This is a genomic window from Roseateles chitinivorans, assembly GCF_050632145.1.
Lineage (GTDB): Bacteria > Pseudomonadota > Gammaproteobacteria > Burkholderiales > Burkholderiaceae_C > Roseateles > Roseateles chitinivorans_B.
The window spans coordinates 4229402-4254827 of record NZ_CP192577.1 but is presented as its reverse complement, the minus strand read 5'-3'; the positions used below and the strand labels follow the sequence as shown (position 1 = coordinate 4254827).

The following is a 25426-nucleotide window of genomic DNA, read 5'->3' as shown; positions in this document are numbered from 1 at the left end:
GCGTCGAGTCACGAGGAGCGCGGATATTACGGGCTCCCGCTTCAGGGAAGGGCGAGCCAGACGCCGTTCCCCTGCGTTCAGGCCACCGCCAGGTGCACCGCCTCGGCCAGCGCATCCACGCGGAACGGCTTCTTCAGGATGGACCTCGCGCCCAGCACCTGACCGACCTTGTCCATGTCGGCATACCCGGTGGCCAGGATGATCGGGATCGTCGGCCAGGCGTCCTGCACGCGGCGGATCAGTTCGCCCCCGTTCATGCCCGGCATCACGTAGTCGACGATCAGCAGGCTGGGCTGGCGCTGGTCGAGCCTGAGCAGCGCCTCCGCGCCGCTCGACACCGCGGTCACCCGGTGACCCAGCAGCTCCAGGCTCTGGATGATGGAATGGCGCACCTCGTCGTCATCCTCCACCACCAGGATGTCCTGGCTCGCCGTGAGCAGGCTGGACCGGTCGACCTCGGTCTCCTCCGCCAGGGTCTCCGTGGCCAGCGGGAAGGTCAGGTGCACCTGCGTCCCCTGCCCCGGCGCGCTCTCGATGCCCACCTGGCCGCCGGACTGCTTCGCCAGTCCGTACACCTGCGCCAGGCCCAGGCCCGTGCCGCTGCCCATCGCCTTGGTGGTGAAGAAGGGCTCGAAGACGCGCTCGATGATGGACGGCGGGATGCCGGCGCCGCTGTCGGCCACCGTCACCCGGACGCCGGGCACGACCTGACCCTCGCGCTCGCACTCGGCCTCCTGCGTGCTGATGACGATGGTGCCGCCCTCCTTCATCGCGTCGCGCGCATTCAGCGCGAGGTTGAGGACGGCCATCTCCAGCTGGTTCGGATCCAGCAGCACGACCGGCCGCGGGTGCGCCAGCGCCAGGTCGATGTGCACGCGCGAGCCGACCGACGTCAGCAGCAGCTCCTGCATGTCGTTGATCGAGGCGTGGATGTCGGTGGCCTGCGGGACCAGCGACTGGTTGCGGGCGAAGGACAGCAGCTGCTCGGTCAGCCGCGCGCCGCGCCGCACCGTGCGCCGCGCGCCTTCCACGATCCGGCCGGCCGGCGGCGGGCAGTCCAGCCGCGCCAGCAGGTCGAGGTTGGTGCCGATGACGTGCAGCAGGTTGTTGAAATCGTGGGCGATGCCGCCGGTCAGGTGCCCCATGGCCTCCATCTTCTGGACCTGCAGCAGCGCTGCCTGCGCCCGCTCGCGCTCGGCGATCTCGTTCATGAGCCGGTTGTTGGCCATCGAGAGCTCGCGGGTGCGGCTGTCGATGCGATCCTCCAGCTCGCGGTTCAGCCGCTCCACCGCGTCATGCGCGAGCGCCAGCTCGGCGAGCATGGTCCGGTTCGCGTATTGCCTCGCCCGGGCGCGCACGGCGGCCTCCACCGCGGTCTGCAGGGTGTCGGGGCTCAGCGGCCGCTCCAGCAGGATGACGTTGCCCATCAGGTGCAGCGAGGTGGCCGCGTTGGGCGGTCGCCGTCCGGTGCGCTTGCTGGTCAGGACCACGAACGGGAAGTCGGACCACGGCGGCTGCCGGCCCAGCCAGACGTGCACCGGACTGCCCGGCGCGATCGACAGGGCCTCCTCCGTGACGACCGCCGCCGCGCCGCCCTCGTTCAGCGCCGCCAGCAGCTGTTCCGGCGTGTGCACGGGGTGCGCCGGCGCCATCCCGGTCACGACTTCCGCGATCACCTGGGCATCCCGGCCGAACGGCGCCAGGATGATCACGCGGGATTCGAACGGGCCGTTCATTCAGCGTCGTGATCGCTCAGCAGCGCGATGTCGCCGGCGTAGCGCGAGACGCCGGACACGACGCCTTCGAAGTCCGTCAGCGCCACGCCGATCTCCACGCCGCCTTCGCCGAGGCGGAACTCGTGGATCGTGCTGGCATGCTTGTTGGTGCGGCTCTTGGCGACCGAGACCGCCTTGAGCAGGTTGCCCCGGGCTTCGAAATAGCGGAAGAGCACGACCGCGTCGCTGAGGTAGCTGAGGTCGATGTCGATCCGTCCCTGGCCGAGGATGCCGTGCTGGCCCAGCACCAGGATGGTCATCACGCCGCGCTGGTTGAGGTAGGTCAGCAGCTCATGCATCTGCAGCATCAGGAACTTGCCGCCCGGCATCGCCTGGAGGTAGGCGTTGAGGCTGTCGATCACCACGGTGCGGGCGCCGTCCTCCTCGACCGAACGCCTCACGCGCGCCGCGAACTCGCCGGCGGTCACCTCCGCGGGATCCAGGGCGTTGAGCAGGAACTGCTCGTCGTCGATGTAGCCCTGCAGGTCGTAGCCCAGCGTCTTCGCGCGCGGCAGCAGCGTGCCCAGGCCTTCGTCGAACAGGTAGTAGGCGGCGCGCTCGCCGCGCCGCAGCGCCGCGTGGACGCAGGCGATGGCGGTGGTGGTCTTGCCGACGCCGGACGGTCCGACGAACAGCGTGTTGCTGCCGCGCGCCAGCCCGCCGCCCAGCGCGGCGTCGAAGGCGGCGTTGCCGCTGCTGACGTTCTCGGGCAGGAAGGCCTTGTGGTGCTCGGCCGCGATCAGGCGCGGGAAGACCTCCAGGCCGCCGGTCTTCAGCGTGAAGTCGTGCTCCCCGCTGCGGAAGCCGATGCCGCGCATCTTCGCCACGCGCAGGAAGCGCTTGTCGGCGCCGTACTCCCCCACGATCTGCTGCAGCCACACGACCCCGTGGGCGATGCTGCGCAGCTGCATGTCGCCGGTGGCGGCGCTCAGGTCGTCGAGCATCAGCACGGTGCAGTCGTGGTGCGCGAAGAAGTGCTTCAGCGCCAGCACCTGGCGGCGGTAGCGCAGCGGGTCCTGCGCCAGCAGGCGCATCTCCGACAGGCTGTCGAAGACGACGCGCTTGGGGCGGGTCGCCTCGATCCGCGCCATCACGCCCTGCACGGTCTGGTTCAGCTCCAGCTCGGCGGGATGGATGATGGACTGCTCGGCTTCGGGGCCGAGCTGCTCGGCGCTGACCAGCTCGAAGACCTCCAGACCCGGCTGGTCGAGATTCCAGCCATGCGACTTGGCGACCTCCTTCAGCTCGGTCCCGGTCTCGGACAGGGTGACGTACAGGCCTGACTCCCCGACCGCGAGGCCCGCGAGCAGGAAGTGCATGCCCAGGGTGGTCTTGCCGGTGCCGGGCTCCCCTTCGAAGAGGTAGAGATGCCCAGGAGGCAGACCGCCTTGAAGGATGTCGTCGAGGCCGGCGATGCCGGTGGAGCTGCGGGGTGGGGACATGGGCGAGGCGGTGCGAGTGAAGTCGGGCCATTCTCGCCGGGCGCCTGTGGGGGCGATCTGGGGAGGTCGGATGCCGCGCCGTGGCAATTTCCGATCCTGCCCGGTGGGGTGGCCCTGGAGGCGGTGCCGGCCCCCCCGCGCGGGCCCGTCGTCAGGCGACGAGCAGCGATCGCCCGGACGACCCGGCCACGAGGGGCCTCACCGCGGACGAGGCGTCCGGCGAAGCGACCGATCCGATCTGGATGCGCCCCTTGCCGGCGCGCTTGGCCGCATACATGGCCTCGTCGGCGCCCCGCATGACCGCGGCCAGGTCGCAGGATCCCCGGGCCAGCACGATGCCGATGCTCGCGCTCACGGTGACCCGGTGGCCGCCGGCGACCTCGATCGGCCGCTCGATCTCCGCCAGGCAGCGCTGGAGCACGGCGCGCGCGGCACCGACGTCACTGCTGGCGACCAGGACGATCGCGAACTCGTCGCCGCCCAGGCGGGCCACGATGTCGTTGGCGCGCAAGGTCTGCTGCAGCCGCGCGCCGACCGCCTGGAGCACCTCGTCGCCGGCCTCGTGCCCGTGGCGGTCGTTGACCGGCTTGAAGCCGTCCAGGTCCAGGTAGCAGACCGCGATCCCCGCGTCCGCCCGCAGCGCGGTCGCCTGCGCGTCGGCGAGCTTCTCCTCGAACAGGCGCCGGTTCGGCAGGCCGGTCAGGGCGTCGCGGAAGGCCATGCCGTAGGCCTTCTCCTCGCTCTGCTTGAGCGCGTCGATGTCCATCAGCATCCACAGGCTCTCTTCCTCGGAGACCAGCATGCCGCTCAGGTCGATCCACAGCGCGGACCCGTCCTTCCTGCGCATCTGCACCTGGGTGCGGAAGCGCTCGCCGGCGCGCAGCGCGCCGTAGCCGGCCCGGCCGATGTGGTCGAAGGTGGCCTGGTCCAGGTAAAGATCGCGCATCGACATGCCGCGCATCTCGCCCGGGCCGTAGCCGAGGATGCGCTCGAGGGCGCGGTTGTCCCACTGGATCACGCGCGAGCGAAGCCGCACCATGCCCACCAGGTCGTTCTCCAGCATCAGCGACTGCTCGCGCGCGGTGCGGTCCGCGGCCAGGCGGCCTTCATGCTCACGCTTCTGGCCCCGGTAGAGCAGCACGGAGACGCTGCCGACCAGGGCGATCATCAGCGCCACGAGGGCGCAGAGCTCGGCCGCCTGGCGGTACCAGGCCCCGAGGTACTCGCCGGTGCTCAGGCCGGCGAAGACGGTGAACGGGTAGCCCGGCACGCGGTGGTACGCGGTGATGCGCTCGACCTGGTCCAGCGCCGTCGGCGTCACGTACCAGCCCTGCGCCGCGTCGCGCCGGATGTTGTCGCGCAGGGCCCGGGAGACGGTGGCCTCGCCCAGCCCCTTGAGCGAGCGGGGCTCCGACGCCGAATGGCGGGCCACCAGCAGGAAGTTGTCGTTCATGCGCATCGACATGGCGCCCGAGCGCCCGAGCGCCATCCCGGCGAAATGTTCCGCGAAATGCTCCGAGGTCACCTCCGTCAGCACGACGCCGTCGAATCCCCCGTCGGCATTGATCAGCCGGCGCGCGACCACGATGCACCAGTCCCCCGCCACGCGGCTCAGCAGCGGCTCGGACACCACGGTGGCGTCGCGGGCCCTGGCGCGCTCGAAGTAGGACCGGTCGCCGAGGTGGATCGCCGTGGCGGGCGCGCCTTCCTCCGACACCACGTCCCCGGCCGCGTCGACCACGCGCACCGCGCTCACATGCTTCAGCAGCACCCGCTGCTCGGCGACCATCTGGGACAGGACTTCGGGACGGTCCGCCTCGCGGGACGTCTTCGCATACCGCTCGGCCACCGTGGCCAAGGCGTTGTCGATGAGGCGGAGTTCCGCAGCCACCTCGCTGCTCATGCTGGTGGCGAGGTTCTCGGCGGTCAGCCGCGCCGCCTCCTCGTCGCCCTCGCGGGCGTTGCGCAGGCTCAATCCGACGGCCAGACACAGCATCAGCCCCAGCATCAGATTGCCGGCGACCAGCCCACGGCGCAGGCGGGTCAATGAATTCCTGACGATCGCGCGTTGATGTTGCATGGCTAGGCGTCCTCCCGGCGGACGCATCGCCGGGGGAACGCCCGTGCATGGTCCGAGCGGACGTTGTACGTCCGCGCCCCGCGGCGCGCCATCCAGGACTGACTGAAGCTCGTGTAGGGCGTCCCCCGACGGGGATTGCCCTGACGACGGGCGTCGCGTCGCCGGCGGGGGGCTCGGGTGATGGCCGCTCATGACCCGCTCATGGCACCGCGAAAATTGGGCCGCCCCCTCCAAGGACTGCCGGATGAGGTTAGGGTGCGGGGACAACCTGGAATCACCATGACCACCGATCCGTCCGCCTCGCCCGCCTCTCCCGTCGTCTCCGTCCAGCCGCTGGGCATGCCCTGGGACACGATCGACCCCTTCCTGTTCTGCGTCCACCACGATGACGCCTATCCGCGTGGCAACGGCCGCCACGGACCGGACGCGACGCTGCTGGCGGGCCGGCAGATGGGCTCGGACTTCTCCCGCAAGGACGGCTGGAGCATGTATCACGGCCAGCAGGTGCCCGGCTTCCCCGCCCACCCGCACCGCGGCTTCGAGACGGTGACCATCGTGCGCCAGGGCCGCATCGACCATTCCGATTCGCTGGGCGCCGCGGCGCGGTTCGGCGGCGGCGATGTCCAGTGGCTGACGGCTGGCAAGGGCATCGTCCACGCGGAAATGTTCCCGCTGCTGCACGATGACCGATCCAACCCGCTGGAGCTGTTCCAGATCTGGCTCAACCTGCCGGCGGACAGCAAGATGGTCGAGCCGCACTTCACGATGTTCTGGTCGCAGGACATCCCGCGACACCGCTTCGTCGACGAGGCCGGGCGCGCCACCGAGGTGGCGGTGATCGCCGGTGACCTGCCCGCCTCCGCCCTGGGCGGCGCCCACGAGGCGCATGGGGCTCACGGCACCAAGCCGCTGGCGCCGCCGCCGGACTCGTGGGGCGCGCGGCTGCATTCGGACCTGGCGATGTGGACGCTGCGCCTGGCGCCCGGCGCGCAATGGACACTGCCCGCGGCGCTGGGCGACGGCACGCGCCGCAAGCTGTACTTCTTCGCCGGCAGCAGGATCACGATCGAGGGACAGGTCGTGCCGGTGGGTTCGTCAGTCGAAGTGCGTGCGGGGGCCGCGGTCGCCCTGGTCAACGGCGACGAACCCGCCGAGCTGCTGATGCTGCAGGGCCGCCCCATCGGCGAGCCGGTGGCCCAGTACGGCCCCTTCGTCATGAACACCGAGCAGGAGCTGCGCCAGGCCTTCGAGGACTACCGCCGCACCGAGTTCGGCGGCTGGCCGTGGCCGGATCCAGCGCCCGTGCACGGCGACAAGGAAGACCGCTTCGCGCGGCATGCGGACGGGCGGACGGAGCGGCCGCCGTCGCAGGACTGAAGCGTCCCGGGCCGCCGGCCGACACAAGTCCTGACCCCCTTATGGGGGAGGCGCGCCGCGGCGCTCCCGGCGCTGTTGCTTTGCGAGCAGCCCGTTCATGGCCGTTCATTTGATTTTCGGCAATTCAGCGCATACCACCTTGTTCATCGGTCTTTTCCGGGGAGCCGAATCAAAGGTTCATGCAAGACTGATTGCCGTCACGGCCCGAGAGATCTCCGAGTCCATGCATACGCAGTACGTCATCCGCCAGCGCGGATGAGGCGATGCGCCTCAGGGGATCCGAGTCGGCCGACTCAAACCATTGAACATAGGGGATGCCTCATGGGTGACAGTCTTTGCCTGAGCCGCTCGCGGCCGTCTTTCACTGCCGTTGCGGTGCGCACCATGCGCCGGCAACGACAGCTTCCGCGCTTGAACCTGCTGTACCTCGCCGCCCTCGGCGCCCTCGGCGCTTTCGGCGCGCTACCCGGCGCGGCCCATGCGCAGACCACCCTGGACTTCTCCACCGGCTGGACCGGCGTCGGCAACAACGTCACCTACCAGACGACGCCGTTCACGACGACCAGCAAGGGCACGCCGTTCACCTTGACGCCGCCGACCGGCCAGGGCATGTGGCGGCTGACGCCGGTCTCCGGCACCATCAACGGGGCCTCCGCCGCGGACTCCGCGCTGGGGCTGACCAACGGGACCGTCGACGCGCTGCTCAACCACAACCCGAACTTCGGCGGCAGCGTCACCAACTTCTCCGTGCTGACGCAGACGATGACGCTCAACGCCGGGACGTATTCGTTCTCCTGGGCGCTCAACGTCACCGATCACGGCTTCAATGACGGCGCGCTCTTCTCGCTGTCGGGCAACGGCCTGGAGTACATCGAGTCGCTGGCCCGGGCGGGCGGGCCGGGGGACACGGCCGGTCCGTCGCCCAACACGTACGTGGCCTACCTCTTCGACACGGCGGACGGCGTCACGCCCTGGCTCACCACGACCTTCAACATCGCGACGACGGGGAGCTACAAGGTCAGCTTCGCGGACTACAACTGGAACGACCTCGCCGTCCCGCCGAACTTCTTCCTGGCCAACACCATCGGGACCTACACGGGCAATCCGCTGGCGGGCACCAACGCACCGCCCGCCACGCCGGACATCACGTCGGGCACGGTGACCGGCTCCGACCTGGTGAACGGCACCGTCAATCCGGTGTTCGACGGCGGCACCCTGCGGGCCGACGTCGCCGACGCCGTCTACAGCGCCAACCTGGCGATCAAGGGCACCGGCGGCACGATCGACCAGAACGGCCTGAACTCGACCTTCAGCGGCGTGCTGTCCGACCAGGCGGCCGGAACGCCCGGCGCGATGAGCTTCGTCAACGCCGGCGCGGCGGGCGGTTCGATCACGCTGACCGGCGTCAACACCTACACCGGCCAGACGACGGTCGGCAGCGGCGCCACGCTGGCGCTGGCCGGCACCGGCAGCATCGCCACCTCGAGCCGGCTCGTGAACGACGGCGTGTTCGACATCGCCGGGACCAGCGCCGGCGCCTCGCTGATCAGCCTGGCGGGCACGGGGACCGTGGCGCTCGGCGGGCAAGTCCTGACCCTGACCAATGCCGCAGACACCTTTGGCGGCGTCATCGGCGGCAGCGGCGGCGTGACCGTCGCCGGCGGCACGCAGACGCTGTCCGGCGTCAACACCTTCACCGGCGCCACCTCGGTCGCCAGCGGCGCGACCCTGGCGCTCTCGGGTACTGGCAGCATCGCCGCGTCCAGCGGGCTCGCGAACGACGGCAGCTTCGACATCTCCGCGACGACGGCGGGTGCCACGCTGAAAAGCCTGACCGGCGGCGGCACGGTCGCCCTCGGCGCCCAGACGCTGACGCTGGCCGACGCCAGCGGCGGCTATGCGGGCACGATCGCCGGCAGCGGCGGTCTGGCGGTTGCCGGCGGCACGCAGACGCTGTCCGGCGTCAACACCTTCACCGGCGCCACCTCGGTCGCCAGCGGCGCGACCCTGGCGCTTTCGGGCGCGGGCAGCATCGCCGCATCCAGCGGACTCGCGAACGACGGCAGCCTCGACATCTCCGCGACGACGGCAGGTGCGACGCTGAAAGGCCTGAGCGGCGGCGGCACAGTCGTGCTGGGCGCCCAGACGCTGACGCTGTCCAACGCCAGCGGCGGCTATGCGGGCACGATCGCCGGCAGCGGTGGTCTGGCGGTTGCCGGCGGCACGCAGACGCTGTCCGGCGTCAACACCTTCACCGGCGCCACCTCGGTCGCCAGCGGCGCGACCCTGGCGCTCTCGGGCGCGGGCAGCATCGCCACCTCCGGCGCCTTCACGAACAGCGGCACGCTGGACATCTCCGGCACCAGCGCCGGCACCAGCGTTCACTCCCTCGCGGGCAGCGGCAGCGTGGCGCTCGGCAGCAAGACCCTGACCATCGACACGACGGCCGCGTCCTTCAGCGGCGCGATCAGCGGCAGCGGCGGCGTGCGGCTCAACGGCGGGCAGTGGACCGTCGGCAACGCGCAGGCCTACACGGGCCTGACCATCCTGGCCGCGTCGACGCTGCACGTGAACGGCAGCCTGGCCGGCGGCGTGGACGTGCGCAGCGGCGCTGTGCTGCAAGGCAGCGGCGCGATCGCCGGACCGGTGACGGTCGCGTCGGGCGGCAAGCTGTCGCCGGGCAATTCCCCGGGCGTGATGACGGTAGGCGCCAGCGTCAGCCTGGCGCCCGGATCGACCTTCGAAGTCGACATCAACGGCGCGACGCCCGGCAACGGCGCGGGGCATCACGATCAGCTGGTGCTAACGGGCGCCGGCAGCAAGTTCAGCGCGAACGGCGCGCAGCTCACGGTCAATCTCGTCGGCATTTCCGGTCTCGGCGCCTACACGCCGTATGTGCCGGCGCTGGGGGAGCGTTTCCATATCGTCACCGCGCAGGGCGGGCTGGATGCGACGACCTTCGGCGTCCTCTCGCAACCCACCGGACTGCAGGCGGGCACGCGGCTGCGGGCGCTCTATTCCGCCAACGGCGTCGACCTGCTGGTCGTGCGGACGGCCTACCTGGCCCTCGCCCAGGCACAGCGCGCCAACCTGAACACGCAGTCGGTCGCCGCGGCGCTGGACGTGATGTCGGCGGCGCAGGACGCCGCCACCGCCACCCCGGCGCAGACGACCCTGTCCAACACGGTCGCCGTGCTCGACGACGCGACGCTCCCGGGCACGATGCGCGCGCTCAGCGGCGAGATCCACGGGGCCGTCGCCGCCGCCCTGCCGTCGGCCGGCCAGCGCCTGCAGGACTCGGTGTCCCGCCACGTGGCCGCCCTGGAGTCGCGGCAGCGCGGGCTCTGGGTGGACTACAGCGGCGGCAGCAGCCGCTGGGCGGCGGACGGCGCCTCGTCGTCGGCGCGCGCGCGCGATCGCCACCAGATCACGATCGGCTTCGACGTGCTGAACGACGGCACCAACGGCTTCGGCGTGGCGCTGTCGCAGTCCAACCAGAAGCTGAGCTCCGGCAGCGGCGGCACCGGCGAGGTGAAGGACACGCTCGGCATGGCGTACGGCCAGCTGGGCCTGGGCGCCGGCCTGATCGTCGACGGACAGGTCGGCGGCGGCGGCGGCAAGGCGCTCAGCAGCCGCGACGATCCTCTGGCGGCGTTCGGCCTGGGCCAGGGCCTGCTGAAGACCGACGCCTCCACGCGCCAGGCCTTCGCCGGCCTCGGCGTGCGCACGGCGATGAACTACGAGAACGTGCGGCTGGTGCCGTACGCGCGCGTCGAGACGCAGCGGGTCAAGCGCGACGCCACGGTCGAGGACTCGGGATCGCTGGCCGCGCTGAATCTGGGCAAGCTGTCGGCCGGCGGCGGCCGCATGGAGCTGGGCGTGGGCATCGGCTCGCCGGACAAGGATCCGGCCACCTCGCGCTTCACCTTCGGCGGTCGCCTGGCCGTGGGCCGCGAGTCGGGCGCGCTGCGGCGCGTGCTCGTCGATGCGAGCCTGGTCGGCACGGCGATCCAGATCCAGGCGCCGCGGGTCAGTCGCCAATACCTGCGCGCGGAACTGACGGGGACCTGGCTGGTCATGCCCGGCGGCTACCTCTATGCCGGCATCAACGGCCAGACCCGGGAGAACCGGACGGACAGCTCGTTCACGCTGGGCGCCATCGCCACGTTCTGACGGATCGGAAGGCGGCCCGGCGATGCACTCGCCGGGCCGCCGAGTCGAGCGGCCTCCGGACGCATCGAGCGGTCCTCGGGACCGCTCAGCCCGGGGTCTTCCGACGCATCTCGGCGGGGTACGCCTCGAAGCCGAGCGACCGGTACAGCTCGCGCGCATCGTCGGTCGCGCCGAGGCGCACTTCGCCGATGCCCATCGTCTTCAAGTGATCGAGCGCGGTCGCGACCAGCGTCCGCGCGATACCTTGGCGCCGGTGCGTGGCGGCCGTGAACACATTCGTGATGCGGGCCATCTGGCCGCCCGGGTTGAGGCGCGTCGGGCCCCAGTCGAGCAGCACCACGCCGGCACCGGCGACCACCTCGCCGCCCTCGACGGCGAACCAGCCCACGTACGCGCCGGCCCCGATGCGGGGCTTCACCCAGGCGGCGTAGCCCGGCCGACGTTCGGCATCGTCCTCGCGGAAACAGCCGTGGGCGGCGACTTGATCTGCGTCGGACGGGGCGACGCGCCGGAGGGACCAGGAAGATTGCATCCGCGCATTGTCGCAAGGGCCTCGCCGGGCGCGGGCGCCTCGCGCCACCTTGCGACACCGCGCCTCGCCTGGGGTCGGGTCGGGTCGCCTCGGGTCGCCCCCGGGCTGTCACCTCCGTGAGGTTAAGCTGGGGTCCAAGGAGCCAGCGATGAACGTTTCCAGGGCCTCGACCTACGGCGAGCGCGTCGGTGCCGTCAGCTACCGTTTCGACAGCCTGCGCGAGCTGATGGCCAAGGCCACGCCGGAGCGCTCGGGCGACCGTCTCGCGGGCGTCGGCGCCGAGTCCGAGCAGGAACGGGTCGCCGCGCAGATGGCGCTGGCCGACCTGCCGCTGAAGACCTTCCTCAATGAAGCGCTGGTGCCCTACGAGGACGACGAGGTCACGCGGCTCATCATCGACACACACGACGCCGCGGCCTTCCTTCCCATCGCCCACCTGACGGTCGGCGGCCTGCGCGAATGGCTGCTCTCCGACGCGGCGGACACGGCCACGCTGACGCGCCTGGCTGCGGGCATCACGCCGGAGATGGCCGCCGCGGTGAGCAAGATCATGCGGAACCAGGACCTGATCCTGGTGGCGCGCAAGTGCGAGGTCGTCACGCGCTTGCGCAACACCGTGGGACTCGCGGGCCGCCTGTCCACGCGGCTGCAGCCCAACCACCCGACCGACGACGCCAGCGGCATCGCCGCCAGCGTGCTGGACGGCCTGATGTACGGCAGCGGCGACGCGGTCATCGGCATCAATCCGGCCACCGACAACGTGACCCAGGTCGCGCACCTGCTGCACCTGCTCGCGGAGGTCATCGAGCGCTTCGAGATCCCCACGCAGAGCTGCGTGCTCACGCACGTGACCAACACGCTGCAGTGCATCGAGCGCGGCGCGCCGGTCGACCTGGTGTTCCAGTCCATCGGCGGCACGGAGGCGACCAACCGCAGCTTCGGCGTCGACCTGAAGCTGCTGGCCGAGGCCCGCGCCGCGGCACTCTCGCTGGAGCGCGGCGCCCTGTTCGACGACGGCCGGCGCGGCCGGCACGTCATGTACTTCGAGACCGGCCAGGGCAGCGCGCTGTCGGCCGGCGCCCACCACGGCTGCGACCAGCAGACCGTGGAGGCCAGGACCTACGCGGTGGCGAGGCACTTCGAGCCGCTGCTGGTGAACACGGTGGTCGGCTTCATCGGGCCCGAGTACCTGTACGACGGCAAGCAGATCATCCGGGCGGGATTGGAAGACCACTTCTGCGCGAAGCTGCTCGGCCTGCCGATGGGCTGCGACATCTGCTACACGAATCACGCCGCCGCGGACCAGAACGACATGGACGTGCTGCTCACGCTCCTCGGCGTGGCGGGCTGCAACTTCATCATGGGGATCCCGGGCTCGGACGACGTGATGCTCAACTACCAGACCACGTCGTTCCACGACGCGCTGTACGCGCGGCGGGTGCTGGGGCTTCGTCCGGCGCCGGAGTTCGAGCGCTGGCTCGAACGCATGCGGATCGCCCGGCCCGGCCCGCCGGGCCATCTGGTCGAGGGCATGTCGCCGGCCTTCGCCGCCTTGCTGCCGTCGTCATGAGCGACACCCTCATTCCCGATCCCTGGCGCACGCTGCGCCGGCACACGCCCGCGCGCATCGGCCTGGGACGCGCCGGGGTGAGTCAGCCGACGTCGGCGCATCTGGCATTCCAGCTGGCCCATGCGCAGGCGAGAGATGCCGTGCACCGCGAGCTGGACCACGAGGCGCTCGCGGCCTCCTTGAACGCGGCGGGGCTGCAGACGCTGGACCTGCACAGCGCCGCGACCGACCGAGCCACCTATCTTCAGCGACCCGACCTCGGGCGGAAGCTTGACGATCCGTCGACCGCGCTGCTGGCCGCCTGGGACGCGGGCGATCCGCCGGACCTCGCGCTGATCGTCGCGGACGGCCTGTCCGCGTTGGCGATCGAGCGGCATGCCCTCGCCTTCCTCTCGGCGCTCAGGCCGATGCTCGCGAAGGACTGGCGCTGGGCGCCCGTGACCATCGTCCGCCAGGCCCGCGTGGCGATCGGCGATCCGATCGGCCACGCGCTGGGCGCCAAGCTCGCCGTGGTGCTGATCGGCGAACGTCCGGGGTTGAGTTCCCCCGACAGCATGGGCGTGTACGTCACCTGGGCGCCTCGGCCGGGGCGCACGGATGCGGAGCGCAATTGCATCTCCAACGTGCGGCCGGAAGGGTTGGCGCCTGAAGCCGCAGCGGCACGGCTGGCGTGGCTGCTCAACGAGGCGCGAAGCCGTCAGGTGACAGGTGTTGCGTTGAAGGATGAAAGCGCGCCTGCGGCGCCCGTGCTCGACGTCGCCGCCACGTTCAAGCTCGGCGCCGGCTGAGCGACGCCGCTCAAGGCGAAACGAAGCTCTCCTTGCCCGCCTTCTTCTCGTCCTCGGCGATCTTCACGTCGACCTCGTCCACGACGCCGTCCTTGTTGCGGTCGTGCAGGTTGAACATGCTCATGCCGGCGGCCATGAACTCCTCCAGGCTGATGCTGCCGTTCTTGTCCTTGTCGAGCACGCCGAACCGGACCTTGGCCTGACGCATCTGGCGCTGCTGTTCCTCGCGGCGCTTCTCCGGATCGGCCATCTTGCCGATGCGCTGCATCAACCGGCCTTCGAATTCGCCGAGGTATTCGGATTCGCTCAACTGGCCGTCGGCGTTGAAGTCGATGCGCACGAACTCGACCTCGCGGCCGAGCTTGAACTCGGCGAGCAGCACCTTGCCGTCGCCGTTGAGGTCCTGCTCGGCGATGAAGGTGGTCGAGGAATGCGAGGCGGCCAGCGCAGGCAGCGCGACCAGTCCCAGCACGGTGGCGGCCAGGGCGGATTGGAATGGGGTCTTCATGGCTGGGGCTGCACTTCGATCGTCAGGGTGGCCGTGGTGCTGATCCACAGCGCGGGGTTGTCCGGGGAGGCGCGACGCACGCGCACCTGCAGCAGGTAGAGGCCGGCGCTCCTGGGCTTGAAGCTCACTTCGCCGGCGGCATTGGTGCTGAAGTCCAGCTCCGGCTGCTTCTGGCTCACGTAGTTCTGGCCGTCGGCGATGACGGTCAGGGTCTCGCCGGCCAGCGGCTTGCGGTTCTCGCGCACGCGCACGACGACGGGCTCGCCGGCATACAGCTCGTACGGCTTCGTCACCGGGAAGATCTCGACGCCCTCCCCGTCGAAGTCGACGGCGCTGGGCCGGCCGCGAGTGACGTAAACGTCGGCGCGGGTGATGCTCTGCACCTCGATCGGCTGGTCGCCCGGCTGCGCGTCTTCCGCGCGTTCCGAGAACACCACCTTGCCCTGGCGCAGCACGCCCTTGGCCAGACGGCCCTTGCGAACGCCCGACGACACCAGGTAGGTGCCGTTGCCGGCGCCCAGCGGCACCTCGAGGTAGCTGGCGTCCTTCAACACCGCCGCCGGGGTCAGGGCTTGCCGCTTCCCGTCGGGACCGACGACCTGGAAGGTGTCGGACTTCATCGCCACGTCGGGCCGCAGGTCGCCTTCGGCGAACGAGGCCTCGACGGTCACGTGCTTGCGCTGCTCCTCCGCGCTGAACGTGTTGGGCTTGAGGTAAGGCGAATGGGCGTGCGCGGCTGCGCCGAGCAGCAGCGGCGTCAGACCGAGACCGATCTTCTTGAGCATGGAGAGAGACATCGCGATTCGTGCCGGGTTGAGTCGGAGCGGCACTATAGATGAGAATTGCTCGCAATTGAGAATTGATATCAACAACGAGGCCGATATGCTCGCGCCCGTCCTCTCGATCTGATCTCGCGCCCCTCGCATGACCGCCATCCCGACCCTCGAATCCGACCGGCTCACGCTGAGCCCGCTCGATCGCAGCTGCTTCGACGCCTACGAGCGCTTCTACGGCAATGCGGAGGCATCCGGAAGCTACGGCGGCCCGCTGTCTCCCGCCGCCGCCTGGACACGACTGGCGAGTGACGTGGGCGTCTGGACGCTGCAGGGATTCGGCGTATGGGCGATCCGCCGGCGCGACGAGACGGCGGTCCTCGGCGTCTGCGGCTTCTGGCAGGGCCGCGGATGGCCGACGGAGCTGACCTGGTGGCTGCTGCCGGAAGCGAGAGGACAAGGCATGGCGCTCGACGCCTCGCGACTCGCGGTGACACATGCCTATCGCGACTGGGGATGGCCGACGGTCCAGACCTACATGCGCGACGACAACATCGCCGCCCGAAAGCTGGTACTCCGCTTGGGCGGCGGATTGGTGGATCGGGTTTGTTTCCCAGATGGCGAGTTCCGGGATCTCTTCGAGATTCCCGATCCTGCGGCGATGGAGACGACGGCGTCGCTCAACAACGCTTGAGGGCGTGATCAACCGGCCGGGTCACCAGCCGGAGGCGACTGTCTGGACAGCGCGTGGCACCCGTCGCAGAGCTTGCGCGTCTGGAACAGGTAGCGCTTCTCCACTTCGTAAGCGTGCTTCTGCTGCGCCGCCGTGAACACGCATGGCGCATCGCAGCGCTCGCACCAGTAGAACTCGTCGAAGTAGCGGATCGTCGCGTCGGGCTCGTAGGACCGGGACCGCTTGCTCGACTCGGACCATGCCGATTGGTCGGCGAGCACGGACGCCTGTTTGGACGAGTGCCGCCACTTCGCCGCGCATGGCAGACACACGCCGCCGGTGACAACGGCTGTGAGCGCGAGGATGGGGGCGCGGCAGTTCCGGCAGGCGGATCGGGTGGTCACGGGGACGTAGGAATGTGGGGACGGCGTCGGAGTTCGACGGATTCTGCCCGAGGCGGAATCCGATCGAGCGAGCGTTGCCTGCCCTTATGCCGGCGGCACGTAGACTGTTTCGATGAGCACACCGACACGATCATGAGAATCGAATCGCCCCTCCTTCCGGCATCCCTGGCATCGGTCTCCGACCGATCGAGCGCAGCGACAGGCCAGCATGGTTCGATTACCTGCGTCTTCCCGAAGTGCATGAGCACACGAGTTGGAACGTCCAACAGCCGGAGGATCTCGATCCGCTGTTCGACACCTATGAGTCCGTCAGCCCGACGTCTCCTCGTCGCCTGGCCATCGTCGATCTGGAGAGCGGACGATTGGCGGGAACCATCGGTTTCCACACCATCTCTGACCTCAATCGCACGGCCGAGATCGCCTACGACCTGGCGCCGCCGTACTGGGGACGGCGACTGGCGACGCAGTTGTGCCGGCGGGTGACGGACTGGTCGTTTGAGACCTATGGATTCGTCCGTGTGCAAGCCACGGTCCTGGTCGGCAACGAACGCTCCGCTCGAGTCCTGCAGAACAGCGGCTTCGCGCACGAAGGCCTGCTCAGAGCCTTTCGCATGGTTCGCGGGCGTCCGGGGGACTTCAACGTCTATTCGCGACTGGCGACGGACCCGGCGCTCTGAAGAAGAGACAACGCCTGGCGGCCGCACTCCGCGATCGCGGAGCGCGGCATGTCCCACTCAGGCTGTCGTCTTGATCAGACCCAGCTGGGTCAGCGCCTTGACGCCGTCGTCCAGACCGATCTCCTCGACGATCCTGCCGTCCTTGAGGCGCAGCACCGTGGTGCCGGTGAAGCGCATCCGGCGGCCGGTCGCCGCCGGCAGGCCGCCGACGAGGAAGTCGTCGAAGGCCGGGCCGGTATGCGTGCCGCCGCCTTCCCAGCGGCCGACGACGTAGTCGCCTTCCGCGATCAGCTCCGCGGCACCCCAGAAGCTCAGGTCGGGGAAGGCCTCGCGGAAGTCGGTCATGAAGGCCTTGATGTCATCGCGGCCGCGACGCGGCTCGTGCAGCGAGTAGTGCAGCACCATGTCGGGTGCCGCGAGCTCATCGACGATGGAAAGATCGCATTTCTCGCCCCAGAAGCTGGTGAACCAGCGACCGACGATGGCCTTGTTGTTGTCTTCGATGGACATGGAGAACTCCTTGGGAGTGGTGGTGGGAAATCAGTGGGAGAAAGCGTATCGATCGCGTCCGATGCGAAACATCCGTTTCTTGCCATCGAATCGACAGACGGGCCGCCCGTTCAGACCTGACCCCGCGCCGCGATGTGCCGTGCCGTGCCGTGCCGTGCCACGACGATGCGATCGGAATTCGATCGCAAGGATCGGAGTGTTTGAACGCCACGCCGCTCCTAGACTGGACTCATGCCCTCGCATGGAAGGAACTGAGATGACCGATGCAGCCGTCGCTCGCGAGAGCCCCAGCCCGATGCCGATGCCGACGCTCATCCCGGGCCTCGCGGCGCAGGACTGGCCGGCTGTCGAGCGCTCGCTCGACGAAGGCGGAAACGCCGTCCTGCCTCGTCTGTTGACGGCGACGCAATGCCGGCAGCTGGCGGCCTTGTATCCGGAGAAGGACGGCTACCGGTCGACGATCACGATGGCCCGCCACGGCTTCGGCCGCGGCGAGTACAAGTACTTCGCCTACCCGCTGCCGCCGCTGCTGGACGGTCTGCGCCATGCGCTGTATCCGAGGCTCGCTCCGATCGCCAATCATTGGAACCAGCGGCTCGGGATCGCCGTGAGTTATCCGGACACGCTGACGGCCTTCCTCGAGCGATGCCATCGCGCCGGGCAGACCCGCCCCACGCCGTTGATCCTGCAATATGGCGAAGGCGACTACAACTGCCTGCATCAGGATCTCTACGGCGAGCACGTCTTCCCGCTGCAGGTCGCGATCCTGTTGTCGCAACCCGGCGAGGACTTCGCCGGCGGCGAGTTCGTGATGACGGAAACGCGGTCGGGCCAGCAACGCGCGGAGGTCGTCCCGCTGTCGCAGGGGGACGGCCTGGTGTTCACCGTGAACCAGCGTCCCGTGGCCGGGAAGCGGGGGACACTCGGGCCGTCGCCATGCGCCACGGCGTCAGCCGCATCCGCAGCGGTCACCGTCATACGGTGGGATTGATCTTTCACGACGCGAGGTGACCCCGTGGGCACGCTGGGACTGTTCGACGACACGGAGATGGACGGCGTCCAGGCGCTGGGTCCGCGCGCCTGCGTGTTGCGAGGATTCGCACGGCCTGTCGCCGGCGACCTGCTGTCGGCCATCGACGAGGTGGCGCGGATCTCCGCGTTCCGGCATCTGGTGACGCCGGGCGGCTACACCATGTCCGTCGCGATGACCAATTGCGGCGCGCTCGGCTGGACCTCGGATAGCCGCGGCTACCGGTACACGGCGATCGATCCCGAGACGGGCGAGCCTTGGCCGGCCATGCCGGACGCGCTGAGGCGCCTCGCCCACGACGCCGCGGCGGCGGCCGGCTTCGAGCGGTTCGAGCCCGATGCCTGTCTGGTCAACCGCTACGCACCCGGCACGAAGCTGAGCCTCCATCAGGACAAGGACGAGCGGGACCTCGACGCGCCGATCGTCTCCGTGTCGCTGGGCATGCCGGCGGTCTTCCTGTTCGGCGGCCTGCGGCGCGACGACGCGACCGCGAAGGTGCCGCTGTTCCACGGCGACGTGGCCGTGTGGGGCGCCGAGGACCGGCTGCGTTATCACGGCGTCATGCCGCTGAAGGACCAGCCCCATCCCACGCTGGGGAGCCAGCGGATCAACCTCACGTTCCGCAAGGCTGGCTAGGCCGACAACGGCCAGGACGATGTCGCGCGACCCGCCGCCGATCGCCTTCCTGCCCGCTCGCGAATTCGATCGCAAGAAACGAAGTGCCTGTGATCCCCCGCGGTCAGACACTGCATTCACCGAATCGAAGACCATGAGCACCCCCATGAAGCCCCTCACCCACCACGACGTCCACCACGACGCCGACCATGCCGCCGACAGCGCCGCCGAGGCCTACGCCAGCGAGGCGCAGCGCTGGGCCGCCGTCCAGGCGCGCGACGCCAGGGCGGACGGACAGTTCGTCTACGGTGTCCGCACGACCGGCGTCTACTGCCGGCCCAGTTCCTCGGCCCGGTTGCCCAAGCGCGAGAACGTCGAGTTCTTCGACACCGCGCAGGCCGCCGAGGCGGCCGGCTACCGGGCCAGCCAGCGCGCCTCCGGCGACCGGACCGCGATGGCCAGGCAGCACGCGGCGGCGATCGCGAAGGTCTGCCGGATGATCGAGCGCGCCGAGACACCGCCAAGCCTGGACGAACTGGCCGGCGAGGCGGGGATGAGCCCGTTCCACTTCCACCGCATCTTCAAGGCCGAGACCGGCCTGACCCCCAAGGGTTACGCGTCGGCGTTCCGCGCGAACAAGCTGCGCCAGGAACTGGGCCAGAAAGGCGCGACGGTGACCGAGGCCATCTACGACGCCGGCTTCAACTCCAACAGCCGCTTCTACGCCGCGGCGGACAACATGCTCGGCATGCAGGCGCGCGAGTACCGCGCCGGCGCGCCGAACATGCAGATCCGTTTCGCCGTGGCCCAATGCTCGCTCGGTGCACTCCTGGTGGCGCAGAGCCAGGTCGGCCTCTGCGCCATCCTGCTGGCCGACGATCCCGAGCAACTGGTGCAGGACCTGCAGGACCAGTTCCCGAAGGCCGACCTGATCGGCGGCGATGCCGACTTCGAGCTGCTGGTGGCGCAGGTCGTCGGCTTCATCGAGGCGCCCTCCCTCGGCCTGAACCTGCCGCTGGACGTGCAAGGCACGGCCTTCCAGGAGCGCGTCTGGCAGGCGCTGCGCGAGATCCCGCCCGGGGCCACCGTCAGCTATGCGCAGGTGGCGGCGCGCATCGGCCAGCCCAAGGCGGTCCGCGCGGTGGCCCAGGCCTGCGGCGCGAACCACCTGGCCGTCGCCATCCCCTGCCATCGCGTGGTCCGCAACAACGGCGAGTTGTCGGGCTATCGCTGGGGCGTCGATCGCAAGCGCGAGCTGCTGCTGCGCGAGGCGGGACAGGCGAGCCATGCGGGTCAGCCGGGCGAGCAGCGATGAGCCTGCGCGATGTCGTCGACAGGCTGGACTGGCCAGGGATCGAGGCGGAACTGGGCCAGGAGGGCTTCGTGGTCCTGCCTGGCGTGCTCGACGACCGGCAGGTCGCCGAGCTGGTGGCGCTCGTGAGCGCAGCCGACGCGATTCGACAGACATCGCTGGCGGTCGAGGGTCTGGGGCAAGGCGAGCGCTTCGCGCTGCCGGCGACAAGTCCACAGCCCCTTTTCGAACTTCTTGTCGATCTGCGCCAGCTCTTCTATCGACGCCTCGTTCCGGTGGCCAACCACTGGAACGCGTTGCTTGAGGTGGCGCAGACCTTTCCGGACACCCTGGACGAACTGATGGCGCTACGCGCGGAGGTCAAGGACCGGCCGGCACGCTCCAGCTTCACGCGCCTGCGCGTCGACGACTACGAAGCGCTTCATCAATGCGCCGAGCAGCCCCTGGCGTTTCCCTTGCAGCTCGTGGCCCTGCTCGGAGAGCCGGGACAGGACTTCACCGGCGGCGAGTTCGTCATGACCGAGCAGCGGCCGCGCATGCAATCCCGGCCCATGGTGCTGCCGCTGCGCCGCGGCGATCTGGCCATCATCACCGTGGCCCGGCGACCGCACCAGGGCTCCCGGGGTTACTACCGCGTGAACCTGAAGCACGCGATCAGCCGCGTCCGCAGCGGCGAGCGCATCGGGCTCGAGCTGCTGCTCGACGAGGCGATACCGACTCGGGATCGGCAGGAAGTCGACGGGAGGCAGCGCCTCCTCTTTCACGACGCCACGTGAGTCGCTGAACGTCCCCGGGACGCCCTCCGGATCCTCCTGACCTCGTCCTTCAGCCGTCCCAGCGCCGGATCGCAGATGCCGGCCGCCTGCAGACCGTCGCAGGTCCGATCGAGGTACTCCGCATTGCTGCCCAGGCTGCCGGCCGCCGTGGCCAGGCGGTGGGCGATGCCGGTCTCGCCGAGTCCGCCCGCATACAGCGGGTGGGCCGCATCGGTGGTGAACGCGATGGCGGTGCCGATGTCATGCCCCTCGGCATCGACCAGCGGCACCCAGCGCGGCACGTAACCGGCGATCACCATCTCCCGGCGCCACAGCAGTCGAAGCTCCCGCTCGACGACGTCCTCCGCCAATCGGTAGGCGACGCCGCAGCTCTGTCCGCCTCGGTCCAGCGACAGCATCAGGCCGGGCTGCTCGGCCGTCGCGCGAAGCGCGGTGATCGACAGGCAGAAGGCGCGGTGCCAACCGACCACCCTCGCGAGGCGCTTCTCCACCGCGTCGATCGCGGCGTTCCACACCAGCGAGCCGTAGCCGAAGACCCAGACATCGCCGTCGGGGCGCAGGGCCAGCGTCTCGCGCAGCGAGGCCAGCCGCTCGATCTCGGTCACCCGTCGCGCCATCGGATCGTCCGCCGCGACCAGCGTGTCGAGCAGTCCGGACTCCAGCAGTCCGCGCGTCAGGACGCTCCCTGCCCCGTTCCCCTGCTCTTCTGCGAACCCCTCGGGTTCGGCATTCCGCGTCGTCATCGTTTCCTCGTCCACAGGTCCCGTTGCGTGCATCGGGACGATCCACGCTTGAGCGCACTGTGCCGAGGAGGTCTCGCCTAGACACTCCGATTCTTGCGATGCAAAGGACGACGCGCGATCGCGACCAGCCTGCGGCCATCGAGGCGGGCGCGCGGGTCGACACCGAAGCCGCCGCGCAGCTGGATGTCGTCAAACCCCGCCGTGTCGAGATGGAACGCGAGCTCCTGCGGGAACAGCAGGCGCAGCGACTCTTCGGGATCGCGCCGCGGCGCTTGTCCGGGGCGGCGCCAGGTGACCTGCTCGGTCATCGTCTGCGCCGCCAGATCCAGGCGGTGGCGGATCGTGGCGGTGGCTTCGACGCCCCCTCGCGCGAACGCGTGATGCGTGACGGGCTGGAACGGTCGCGGCCCGGTGAACGCGATCGCGTTGAGGACGTCGAGCAGCAGCAGCCCGCCCGGCCTGACGTGCTCATGCAGGCGCGCCAGTGTCGCGGCGATCTCGCGGTTCGAGAGGTTGTAGCAGAAGGTCGTCCCGACGCAGACCACGACATCGAAGGTCTGGCCGAGCGCCATCGTGCGCATGTCGCCGACGTGGAAGCGTCCGCCCGGATCCTTGGCTTGCGCAGCCTCGATGAAGCGCGGATTGATGTCGACGCCCTCCGCCTCGATGCCGCGCCGGCGCAGCAGGCGGCAGAACGAGCCGGTGGCGCAGCCGACGTCGAGCAGGCGTCCGCCGGCATCGCGCGCGAGCTGCTCGACGAAGCGCGCACGGGCCGGCGGTTCGCGGAACACGACGTCCCAGAGGTCCGTATCCTCGGCGAGCAGCGTCATGGGGTCGTCGTCGCTGCGGTCGGCAGCGCGCTGGCGATGGAGAGATCCGTGCGCGTGCTGCCGAAGACCGAGGCGGGCAGCGTCAGCACGCGGTGGTCCTCGAGCAAGGCGCGGGCATCGGACGCGATCACGATCAGATAACCCTGAGCCGCCGGCCGCGCGGTCACGCCCGCCTCGGCCAGACGGCGGACCAGCCCGGCCCGATGCGTGGCCAGCTCGTCCGCGAGACGCGCCGGGAAGTCGCGGAAGCGCGTCATCAGCTCACGCGCCTGGAACAGCTGGCGCTGGGTCGGGTGCAGCGCGCGGAAGATGTCCTGCAGCGATTCCCGATCGCGCTCCGGCACCAGCGCCATGCCGAAGACGAGCTCGTGCAACCAGCCCTTCGACAGCGAGTCGAGGTAGAAGACCTGATCGGTGGCGATGAGCCGCCGCATCGCGAGCTCCAGCGACTGGCCGAAGGCGTAGACCCCATCGAGCATCAGACGGCGCTCGCCATCCTGCGCGAGCCAGCGGATGGCGACATCGACCTCTTCCTCAGTCCACGCGCGGCCATGCAGCTTGAGCGGCGCCGGCAGCAGCACCACTGACGCGCCGTCCGAGGTCGCCTGCGCCAGGAGCCGCGCAAGATCGAAGTCCGGGAAGGTGTCCAGCGCGCTGGTCGCGACCTCCGCCGCCGCGGCGATCCGCCAGTAGACGGGGTAGACGTCGCCCGGCAACGCGACGCGTCGCCCGGCCTGCGCGAAGGCGCGCAGCAGCAGTTCGAGTCCATGGCGGACGCCGTCGCAGGCGAAGGCCCGCGGTGCCAGCTCAATCGGGAGGCCGCGCAACTCGCACCACACCGGCGCGAGGTGGCAGCGATGCACCCGGGGGAAGGTCTCCGGCACGACGACATCAGGCCGCAGGGGCGCCAGCGCCTGCGCGATGCGGGTTTCGGCGACGTCGATCAGGTCAGTGTGCGTGGCGCGCTGCGCACGGCGCCATTCAACGAAGGCGGTGAAATCCATCGAGGAGTCCGAAGTGGGAGCATTCATGGGTGCGCGCAAAGGTGCTCGGAGAGATGCGTTCATGACGGCGTTCGTAGGGGCGTTCGTGGGCGCGCTCATGGGGGCGTTCACGGTTGCGTCATGCACACGACACCGCTTGCCCAGGACCGACGAGGCTTGTCCGGTCCTCCAGCGACGCCAGGCAGGTGCCGTCCGCCATCACGTTCCAGCTGCGCGCCGTGCCGTTGCGGCGTTCCCAGAACAGGCTGGGTTCCGTATAGGCCGCCACGCGCATCTCGCGGCCGGCGATCGAGCCGCCGTAGACCGGCGCGCCCCACGGCAGGCGCGCGATCTCCTGAAAGCCCGCCGCCTCCGCCCATCGATGGACGAGCGACAGCGGCACCTGGTGACGCGCGCTCCACTCGTTGGCGCCATGCGCGAACCACACCGACTCCTCGCTCGTGGACACGTACAACTCCTTGAAGCAGACCTCGTCCGCGCCGTTCCCGGCCGCCCACCTGACGTAGTCATCGACGGCCTGCACCGAATCGACGCCGCCGCGTTGCAGCACGCACACCAGCCGCATCCGCAGGCCCTGCAACGCGTCGGCGCGATCGCGCCGGGCGCGCAGCAGCACCGGCGTCTGCGTGGCGATCTTCATCAACGCGGCGTTCGCGGCTTCGTCGACGTGATGTCGCGACACGGCCAGCACGCCCAGACCGGCCTCGTGCAGCGCCACCAGCTGCTCCGCCGCTTCCGCCTCGCCCTGCCCCGCCAGCGCCACGCCGTTGGTGATCAGCACCACCTTGTCGAAACGCGCGCGGCAGGCCCGCACGAGCTGCAGCAGGTCGGTGCGCTTCATCAGCGTCGGCTCGCCGCCCCCGGTGATCACGGCGCGCTCGGCGCCCTGGGACAGCGCGCGCTGGAGCCATTGGTCGACGCCGGCCCAGTCGACGCGCGCCTGCGGCTGCTCGACCGAGGCCGACGCCTCCGAGAAGCAGAACGGGCACTTCGCCTGGCAGCCGCGCGCGATCGGCAGGAACGAGACCGACCGCGGACGGATCGCGTCCCAGGGCAGGAACGCGTCCGCGTGCAGCGCGAGCGAGCGGGCCATCGCCTCCTCGAGCCGCACCTGCGGCCCCAGGCCGCCGTCGGGCGCGACCTCGTGCAACCCGGCGAGCGGCAGGTCCGGCGACGGCCACACGAGTCCGATGCCGTTGCGCAGATTCGGCTGCAGCGATTCGCGTGGCAGCTCGGCCCGCAGCACGATCAGGCGATCGCCGGCGGTGGCCGATCTGGCGCGCAGACGCTCGGCCTTGTCGATGCCGATGGACAGATCGGCCAGCGTCAGCAGATGGAAGACCTCGGGATAGCGGCTCTCGGGGATCGCGGACTTGCGATACGCCCCCTGGTACTTGTCGTAGGCGCGCGCCAGGTTCGACAGCAGCGTCACATGGAACATCGGGACGACGTCGTCCGGCACGGGCGCCGCGCGGTGCACGGCGACCTCGGCGAGGAAGGGTGATGACAGGGTCATGGGCATGGCGATGACAAATGGCGCCAGGGGGATTGTCGACTCGTTCGACGCCGGGTCGGATGGCAGCGTGAGTTGTATTGAACAACCCGTTAAGTTGTACAGTACAACCCACCGTACCACCTGTCAAGCCGTCACCCTGCGTCATCCGCCAGCCGGGCGGGCTGCCAGTTCCGCCGGTACCCGGCTCCGCTGGTCGGTCAGCCGCCCGGGGACTGTCGCGGCGGCGTGGCTGGGAACACGGTCCCTCGTCCCTCGGACGTATTCCAAACTCGTATGGCAGCGGTCGAAGATTGGATGTTTCCTCACTGGCTGATGCTC

General features: G+C 69.8%; 21 protein-coding genes and 1 pseudogene. 10 read left to right on the top strand and 12 right to left on the bottom strand.

The features are described from left to right. Positions 1 to 77 precede the first annotated feature (77 nt). From ACQ86G_RS19515 to ACQ86G_RS19505, 3 genes are all read right to left on the bottom strand, one after another. Complete coding sequence (locus ACQ86G_RS19515; protein WP_431256872.1) at positions 78 to 1736, bottom strand: ATP-binding protein; 1659 nt, start codon at positions 1734 to 1736, stop codon at positions 78 to 80. After that, entirely contained in the window at positions 1733 to 3217 is a 1485-nt protein-coding gene (locus ACQ86G_RS19510) for an ATPase domain-containing protein (RefSeq protein ID WP_431256871.1), read from the bottom strand. Before ACQ86G_RS19510 ends, ACQ86G_RS19515 begins: the two co-directional genes overlap by 4 nt. A gap of 151 nt (positions 3218 to 3368) precedes the next feature. Further along, the gene (locus ACQ86G_RS19505) at positions 3369 to 5297 is read right to left on the bottom strand and encodes a diguanylate cyclase domain-containing protein (RefSeq protein WP_431256870.1); all 1929 of its coding nucleotides are present in this window, start codon (positions 5295 to 5297) and stop codon (positions 3369 to 3371) included. Positions 5298 to 5576: 279 nt separating this feature from the next. On the opposite strand from ACQ86G_RS19505, the gene ACQ86G_RS19500 reads away from it, so the two are divergent. After that, entirely contained in the window at positions 5577 to 6674 is a 1098-nt protein-coding gene (locus ACQ86G_RS19500) for a pirin family protein (protein WP_431256869.1), read from the top strand. A gap of 411 nt (positions 6675 to 7085) precedes the next feature. Then, entirely contained in the window at positions 7086 to 10847 is a 3762-nt protein-coding gene (locus ACQ86G_RS19495) for an autotransporter outer membrane beta-barrel domain-containing protein (protein ID WP_431256868.1), read from the top strand. An 85-nt stretch (positions 10848 to 10932) separates the two neighbouring features. On the opposite strand, the gene ACQ86G_RS19490 is transcribed toward ACQ86G_RS19495, so the two are convergent. Continuing rightward, positions 10933 to 11379, bottom strand: a complete 447-nt coding sequence (locus ACQ86G_RS19490; protein WP_431256867.1) for a GNAT family N-acetyltransferase — start codon at positions 11377 to 11379, stop codon at positions 10933 to 10935. Between the two features lie 148 nt (positions 11380 to 11527). Here ACQ86G_RS19490 and ACQ86G_RS19485 point away from each other — a divergent pair, with 148 nt between their 5' ends. Further along, a complete protein-coding gene (locus ACQ86G_RS19485; protein ID WP_431256866.1) occupies positions 11528 to 12949 on the top strand; it encodes an ethanolamine ammonia-lyase subunit EutB in 1422 nt (473 codons plus the stop codon). Further along, entirely contained in the window at positions 12946 to 13737 is a 792-nt protein-coding gene (gene eutC, locus ACQ86G_RS19480; protein ID WP_431256865.1) for an ethanolamine ammonia-lyase subunit EutC, read from the top strand. Before ACQ86G_RS19485 ends, eutC begins: the two co-directional genes overlap by 4 nt. A gap of 10 nt (positions 13738 to 13747) precedes the next feature. Here eutC and ACQ86G_RS19475 read toward each other — a convergent pair whose 3' ends face one another. Together ACQ86G_RS19475 and ACQ86G_RS19470 are read right to left on the bottom strand one after the other, a co-directional pair. Continuing rightward, positions 13748 to 14245: a hypothetical protein gene (locus tag ACQ86G_RS19475; protein ID WP_431256864.1), complete on the bottom strand. Its 498-nt coding sequence runs from the start codon at positions 14243 to 14245 to the stop codon at positions 13748 to 13750. After that, positions 14242 to 15042, bottom strand: a complete 801-nt coding sequence (locus ACQ86G_RS19470; protein WP_431256863.1) for a DUF4198 domain-containing protein — start codon at positions 15040 to 15042, stop codon at positions 14242 to 14244. The genes ACQ86G_RS19475 and ACQ86G_RS19470 overlap by 4 nt, the downstream gene beginning before the upstream one ends. 127 nt (positions 15043 to 15169) lie before the next feature. Between ACQ86G_RS19470 and ACQ86G_RS19465 the strand changes: the two genes are divergently transcribed. Then, entirely contained in the window at positions 15170 to 15712 is a 543-nt protein-coding gene (locus ACQ86G_RS19465; RefSeq protein WP_431256862.1) for a GNAT family N-acetyltransferase, read from the top strand. An 8-nt stretch (positions 15713 to 15720) separates the two neighbouring features. Here the strand turns inward: ACQ86G_RS19465 and ACQ86G_RS19460 are convergent, their stop codons facing one another. Next, complete coding sequence (locus ACQ86G_RS19460; RefSeq protein WP_431256861.1) at positions 15721 to 15972, bottom strand: hypothetical protein; 252 nt, start codon at positions 15970 to 15972, stop codon at positions 15721 to 15723. Between the two features lie 266 nt (positions 15973 to 16238). Here ACQ86G_RS19460 and ACQ86G_RS19455 point away from each other — a divergent pair, with 266 nt between their 5' ends. Beyond that, positions 16239 to 16772 carry a GNAT family N-acetyltransferase gene (locus tag ACQ86G_RS19455; RefSeq protein ID WP_431261448.1) on the top strand — a complete coding sequence of 178 codons (534 nt, stop codon included), beginning with the start codon at positions 16239 to 16241 and terminating at the stop codon, positions 16770 to 16772. Positions 16773 to 16829: 57 nt separating this feature from the next. Here the strand turns inward: ACQ86G_RS19455 and ACQ86G_RS19450 are convergent, their stop codons facing one another. After that, entirely contained in the window at positions 16830 to 17282 is a 453-nt protein-coding gene (locus ACQ86G_RS19450) for an ester cyclase (RefSeq protein WP_431256860.1), read from the bottom strand. Positions 17283 to 17577: 295 nt separating this feature from the next. Between ACQ86G_RS19450 and ACQ86G_RS19445 the strand changes: the two are divergent. The 4 genes and pseudogenes from ACQ86G_RS19445 to ACQ86G_RS19430 all read left to right on the top strand — a co-directional run bounded on the left by ACQ86G_RS19445 (position 17578) and on the right by ACQ86G_RS19430 (position 21015). Then, positions 17578 to 18293 (top strand): annotated as a pseudogene (locus ACQ86G_RS19445) (2OG-Fe(II) oxygenase). A gap of 4 nt (positions 18294 to 18297) precedes the next feature. Then, positions 18298 to 18948, top strand: a complete 651-nt coding sequence (gene alkB, locus ACQ86G_RS19440; protein WP_431256859.1) for a DNA oxidative demethylase AlkB — start codon at positions 18298 to 18300, stop codon at positions 18946 to 18948. Positions 18949 to 19093: 145 nt separating this feature from the next. Continuing rightward, positions 19094 to 20242, top strand: coding sequence for a bifunctional DNA-binding transcriptional regulator/O6-methylguanine-DNA methyltransferase Ada (gene ada, locus ACQ86G_RS19435; protein WP_431256858.1), 1149 nt, complete (start codon positions 19094 to 19096; stop codon positions 20240 to 20242). Next, the gene (locus tag ACQ86G_RS19430) at positions 20239 to 21015 is read left to right on the top strand and encodes a 2OG-Fe(II) oxygenase (protein WP_431256857.1); all 777 of its coding nucleotides are present in this window, start codon (positions 20239 to 20241) and stop codon (positions 21013 to 21015) included. The genes ada and ACQ86G_RS19430 overlap by 4 nt, the downstream gene beginning before the upstream one ends. Here ACQ86G_RS19430 and ACQ86G_RS19425 read toward each other — a convergent pair. The 4 genes from ACQ86G_RS19425 to ACQ86G_RS19410 form a co-directional block, all read right to left on the bottom strand. Beyond that, entirely contained in the window at positions 21000 to 21758 is a 759-nt protein-coding gene (locus tag ACQ86G_RS19425; RefSeq protein WP_431256856.1) for a gamma-glutamylcyclotransferase, read from the bottom strand. The genes ACQ86G_RS19430 and ACQ86G_RS19425 overlap by 16 nt on opposite strands. Before the next feature lie 77 nt (positions 21759 to 21835). Further along, positions 21836 to 22588, bottom strand: coding sequence for a class I SAM-dependent methyltransferase (locus ACQ86G_RS19420; protein WP_431256855.1), 753 nt, complete (start codon positions 22586 to 22588; stop codon positions 21836 to 21838). Next, positions 22585 to 23592 (bottom strand): aminotransferase class I/II-fold pyridoxal phosphate-dependent enzyme, encoded by a 1008-nt coding sequence (locus tag ACQ86G_RS19415; protein WP_431256854.1) that lies wholly within the window; start codon positions 23590 to 23592, stop codon positions 22585 to 22587. Before ACQ86G_RS19415 ends, ACQ86G_RS19420 begins: the two co-directional genes overlap by 4 nt. Before the next feature lie 118 nt (positions 23593 to 23710). Then, the gene (locus tag ACQ86G_RS19410; protein WP_431256853.1) at positions 23711 to 25114 is read right to left on the bottom strand and encodes a radical SAM protein; all 1404 of its coding nucleotides are present in this window, start codon (positions 25112 to 25114) and stop codon (positions 23711 to 23713) included. Positions 25115 to 25426: the final 312 nt, after the last annotated feature.

Bases quoted from the DNA above. Each gene is read 5' to 3' on its own strand.
- ACQ86G_RS19515 (WP_431256872.1), bottom strand. From the start codon at position 1,736: ATGAACGGCCCGTTCGAATCCCGCGTGATCATCCTGGCGCCGTTCGGC.
- ACQ86G_RS19510 (WP_431256871.1), bottom strand. From the start codon at position 3,217: ATGTCCCCACCCCGCAGCTCCACCGGCATCGCCGGCCTCGACGACATC.
- ACQ86G_RS19505 (WP_431256870.1), bottom strand. From the start codon at position 5,297: ATGCAACATCAACGCGCGATCGTCAGGAATTCATTGACCCGCCTGCGC.
- ACQ86G_RS19500 (WP_431256869.1), top strand. From the start codon at position 5,577: ATGACCACCGATCCGTCCGCCTCGCCCGCCTCTCCCGTCGTCTCCGTC.
- ACQ86G_RS19490 (WP_431256867.1), bottom strand. From the start codon at position 11,379: ATGCAATCTTCCTGGTCCCTCCGGCGCGTCGCCCCGTCCGACGCAGAT.
- ACQ86G_RS19485 (WP_431256866.1), top strand. From the start codon at position 11,528: ATGAACGTTTCCAGGGCCTCGACCTACGGCGAGCGCGTCGGTGCCGTC.
- eutC (WP_431256865.1), top strand. From the start codon at position 12,946: ATGAGCGACACCCTCATTCCCGATCCCTGGCGCACGCTGCGCCGGCAC.
- ACQ86G_RS19475 (WP_431256864.1), bottom strand. From the start codon at position 14,245: ATGAAGACCCCATTCCAATCCGCCCTGGCCGCCACCGTGCTGGGACTG.
- ACQ86G_RS19470 (WP_431256863.1), bottom strand. From the start codon at position 15,042: ATGTCTCTCTCCATGCTCAAGAAGATCGGTCTCGGTCTGACGCCGCTG.
- ACQ86G_RS19465 (WP_431256862.1), top strand. From the start codon at position 15,170: ATGACCGCCATCCCGACCCTCGAATCCGACCGGCTCACGCTGAGCCCG.
- ACQ86G_RS19450 (WP_431256860.1), bottom strand. From the start codon at position 17,282: ATGTCCATCGAAGACAACAACAAGGCCATCGTCGGTCGCTGGTTCACC.
- ada (WP_431256858.1), top strand. From the start codon at position 19,094: ATGAAGCCCCTCACCCACCACGACGTCCACCACGACGCCGACCATGCC.
- ACQ86G_RS19430 (WP_431256857.1), top strand. From the start codon at position 20,239: ATGAGCCTGCGCGATGTCGTCGACAGGCTGGACTGGCCAGGGATCGAG.
- ACQ86G_RS19425 (WP_431256856.1), bottom strand. From the start codon at position 21,758: ATGACGACGCGGAATGCCGAACCCGAGGGGTTCGCAGAAGAGCAGGGG.
- ACQ86G_RS19420 (WP_431256855.1), bottom strand. From the start codon at position 22,588: ATGACGCTGCTCGCCGAGGATACGGACCTCTGGGACGTCGTGTTCCGC.
- ACQ86G_RS19415 (WP_431256854.1), bottom strand. From the start codon at position 23,592: ATGGATTTCACCGCCTTCGTTGAATGGCGCCGTGCGCAGCGCGCCACG.
- ACQ86G_RS19410 (WP_431256853.1), bottom strand. From the start codon at position 25,114: ATGCCCATGACCCTGTCATCACCCTTCCTCGCCGAGGTCGCCGTGCAC.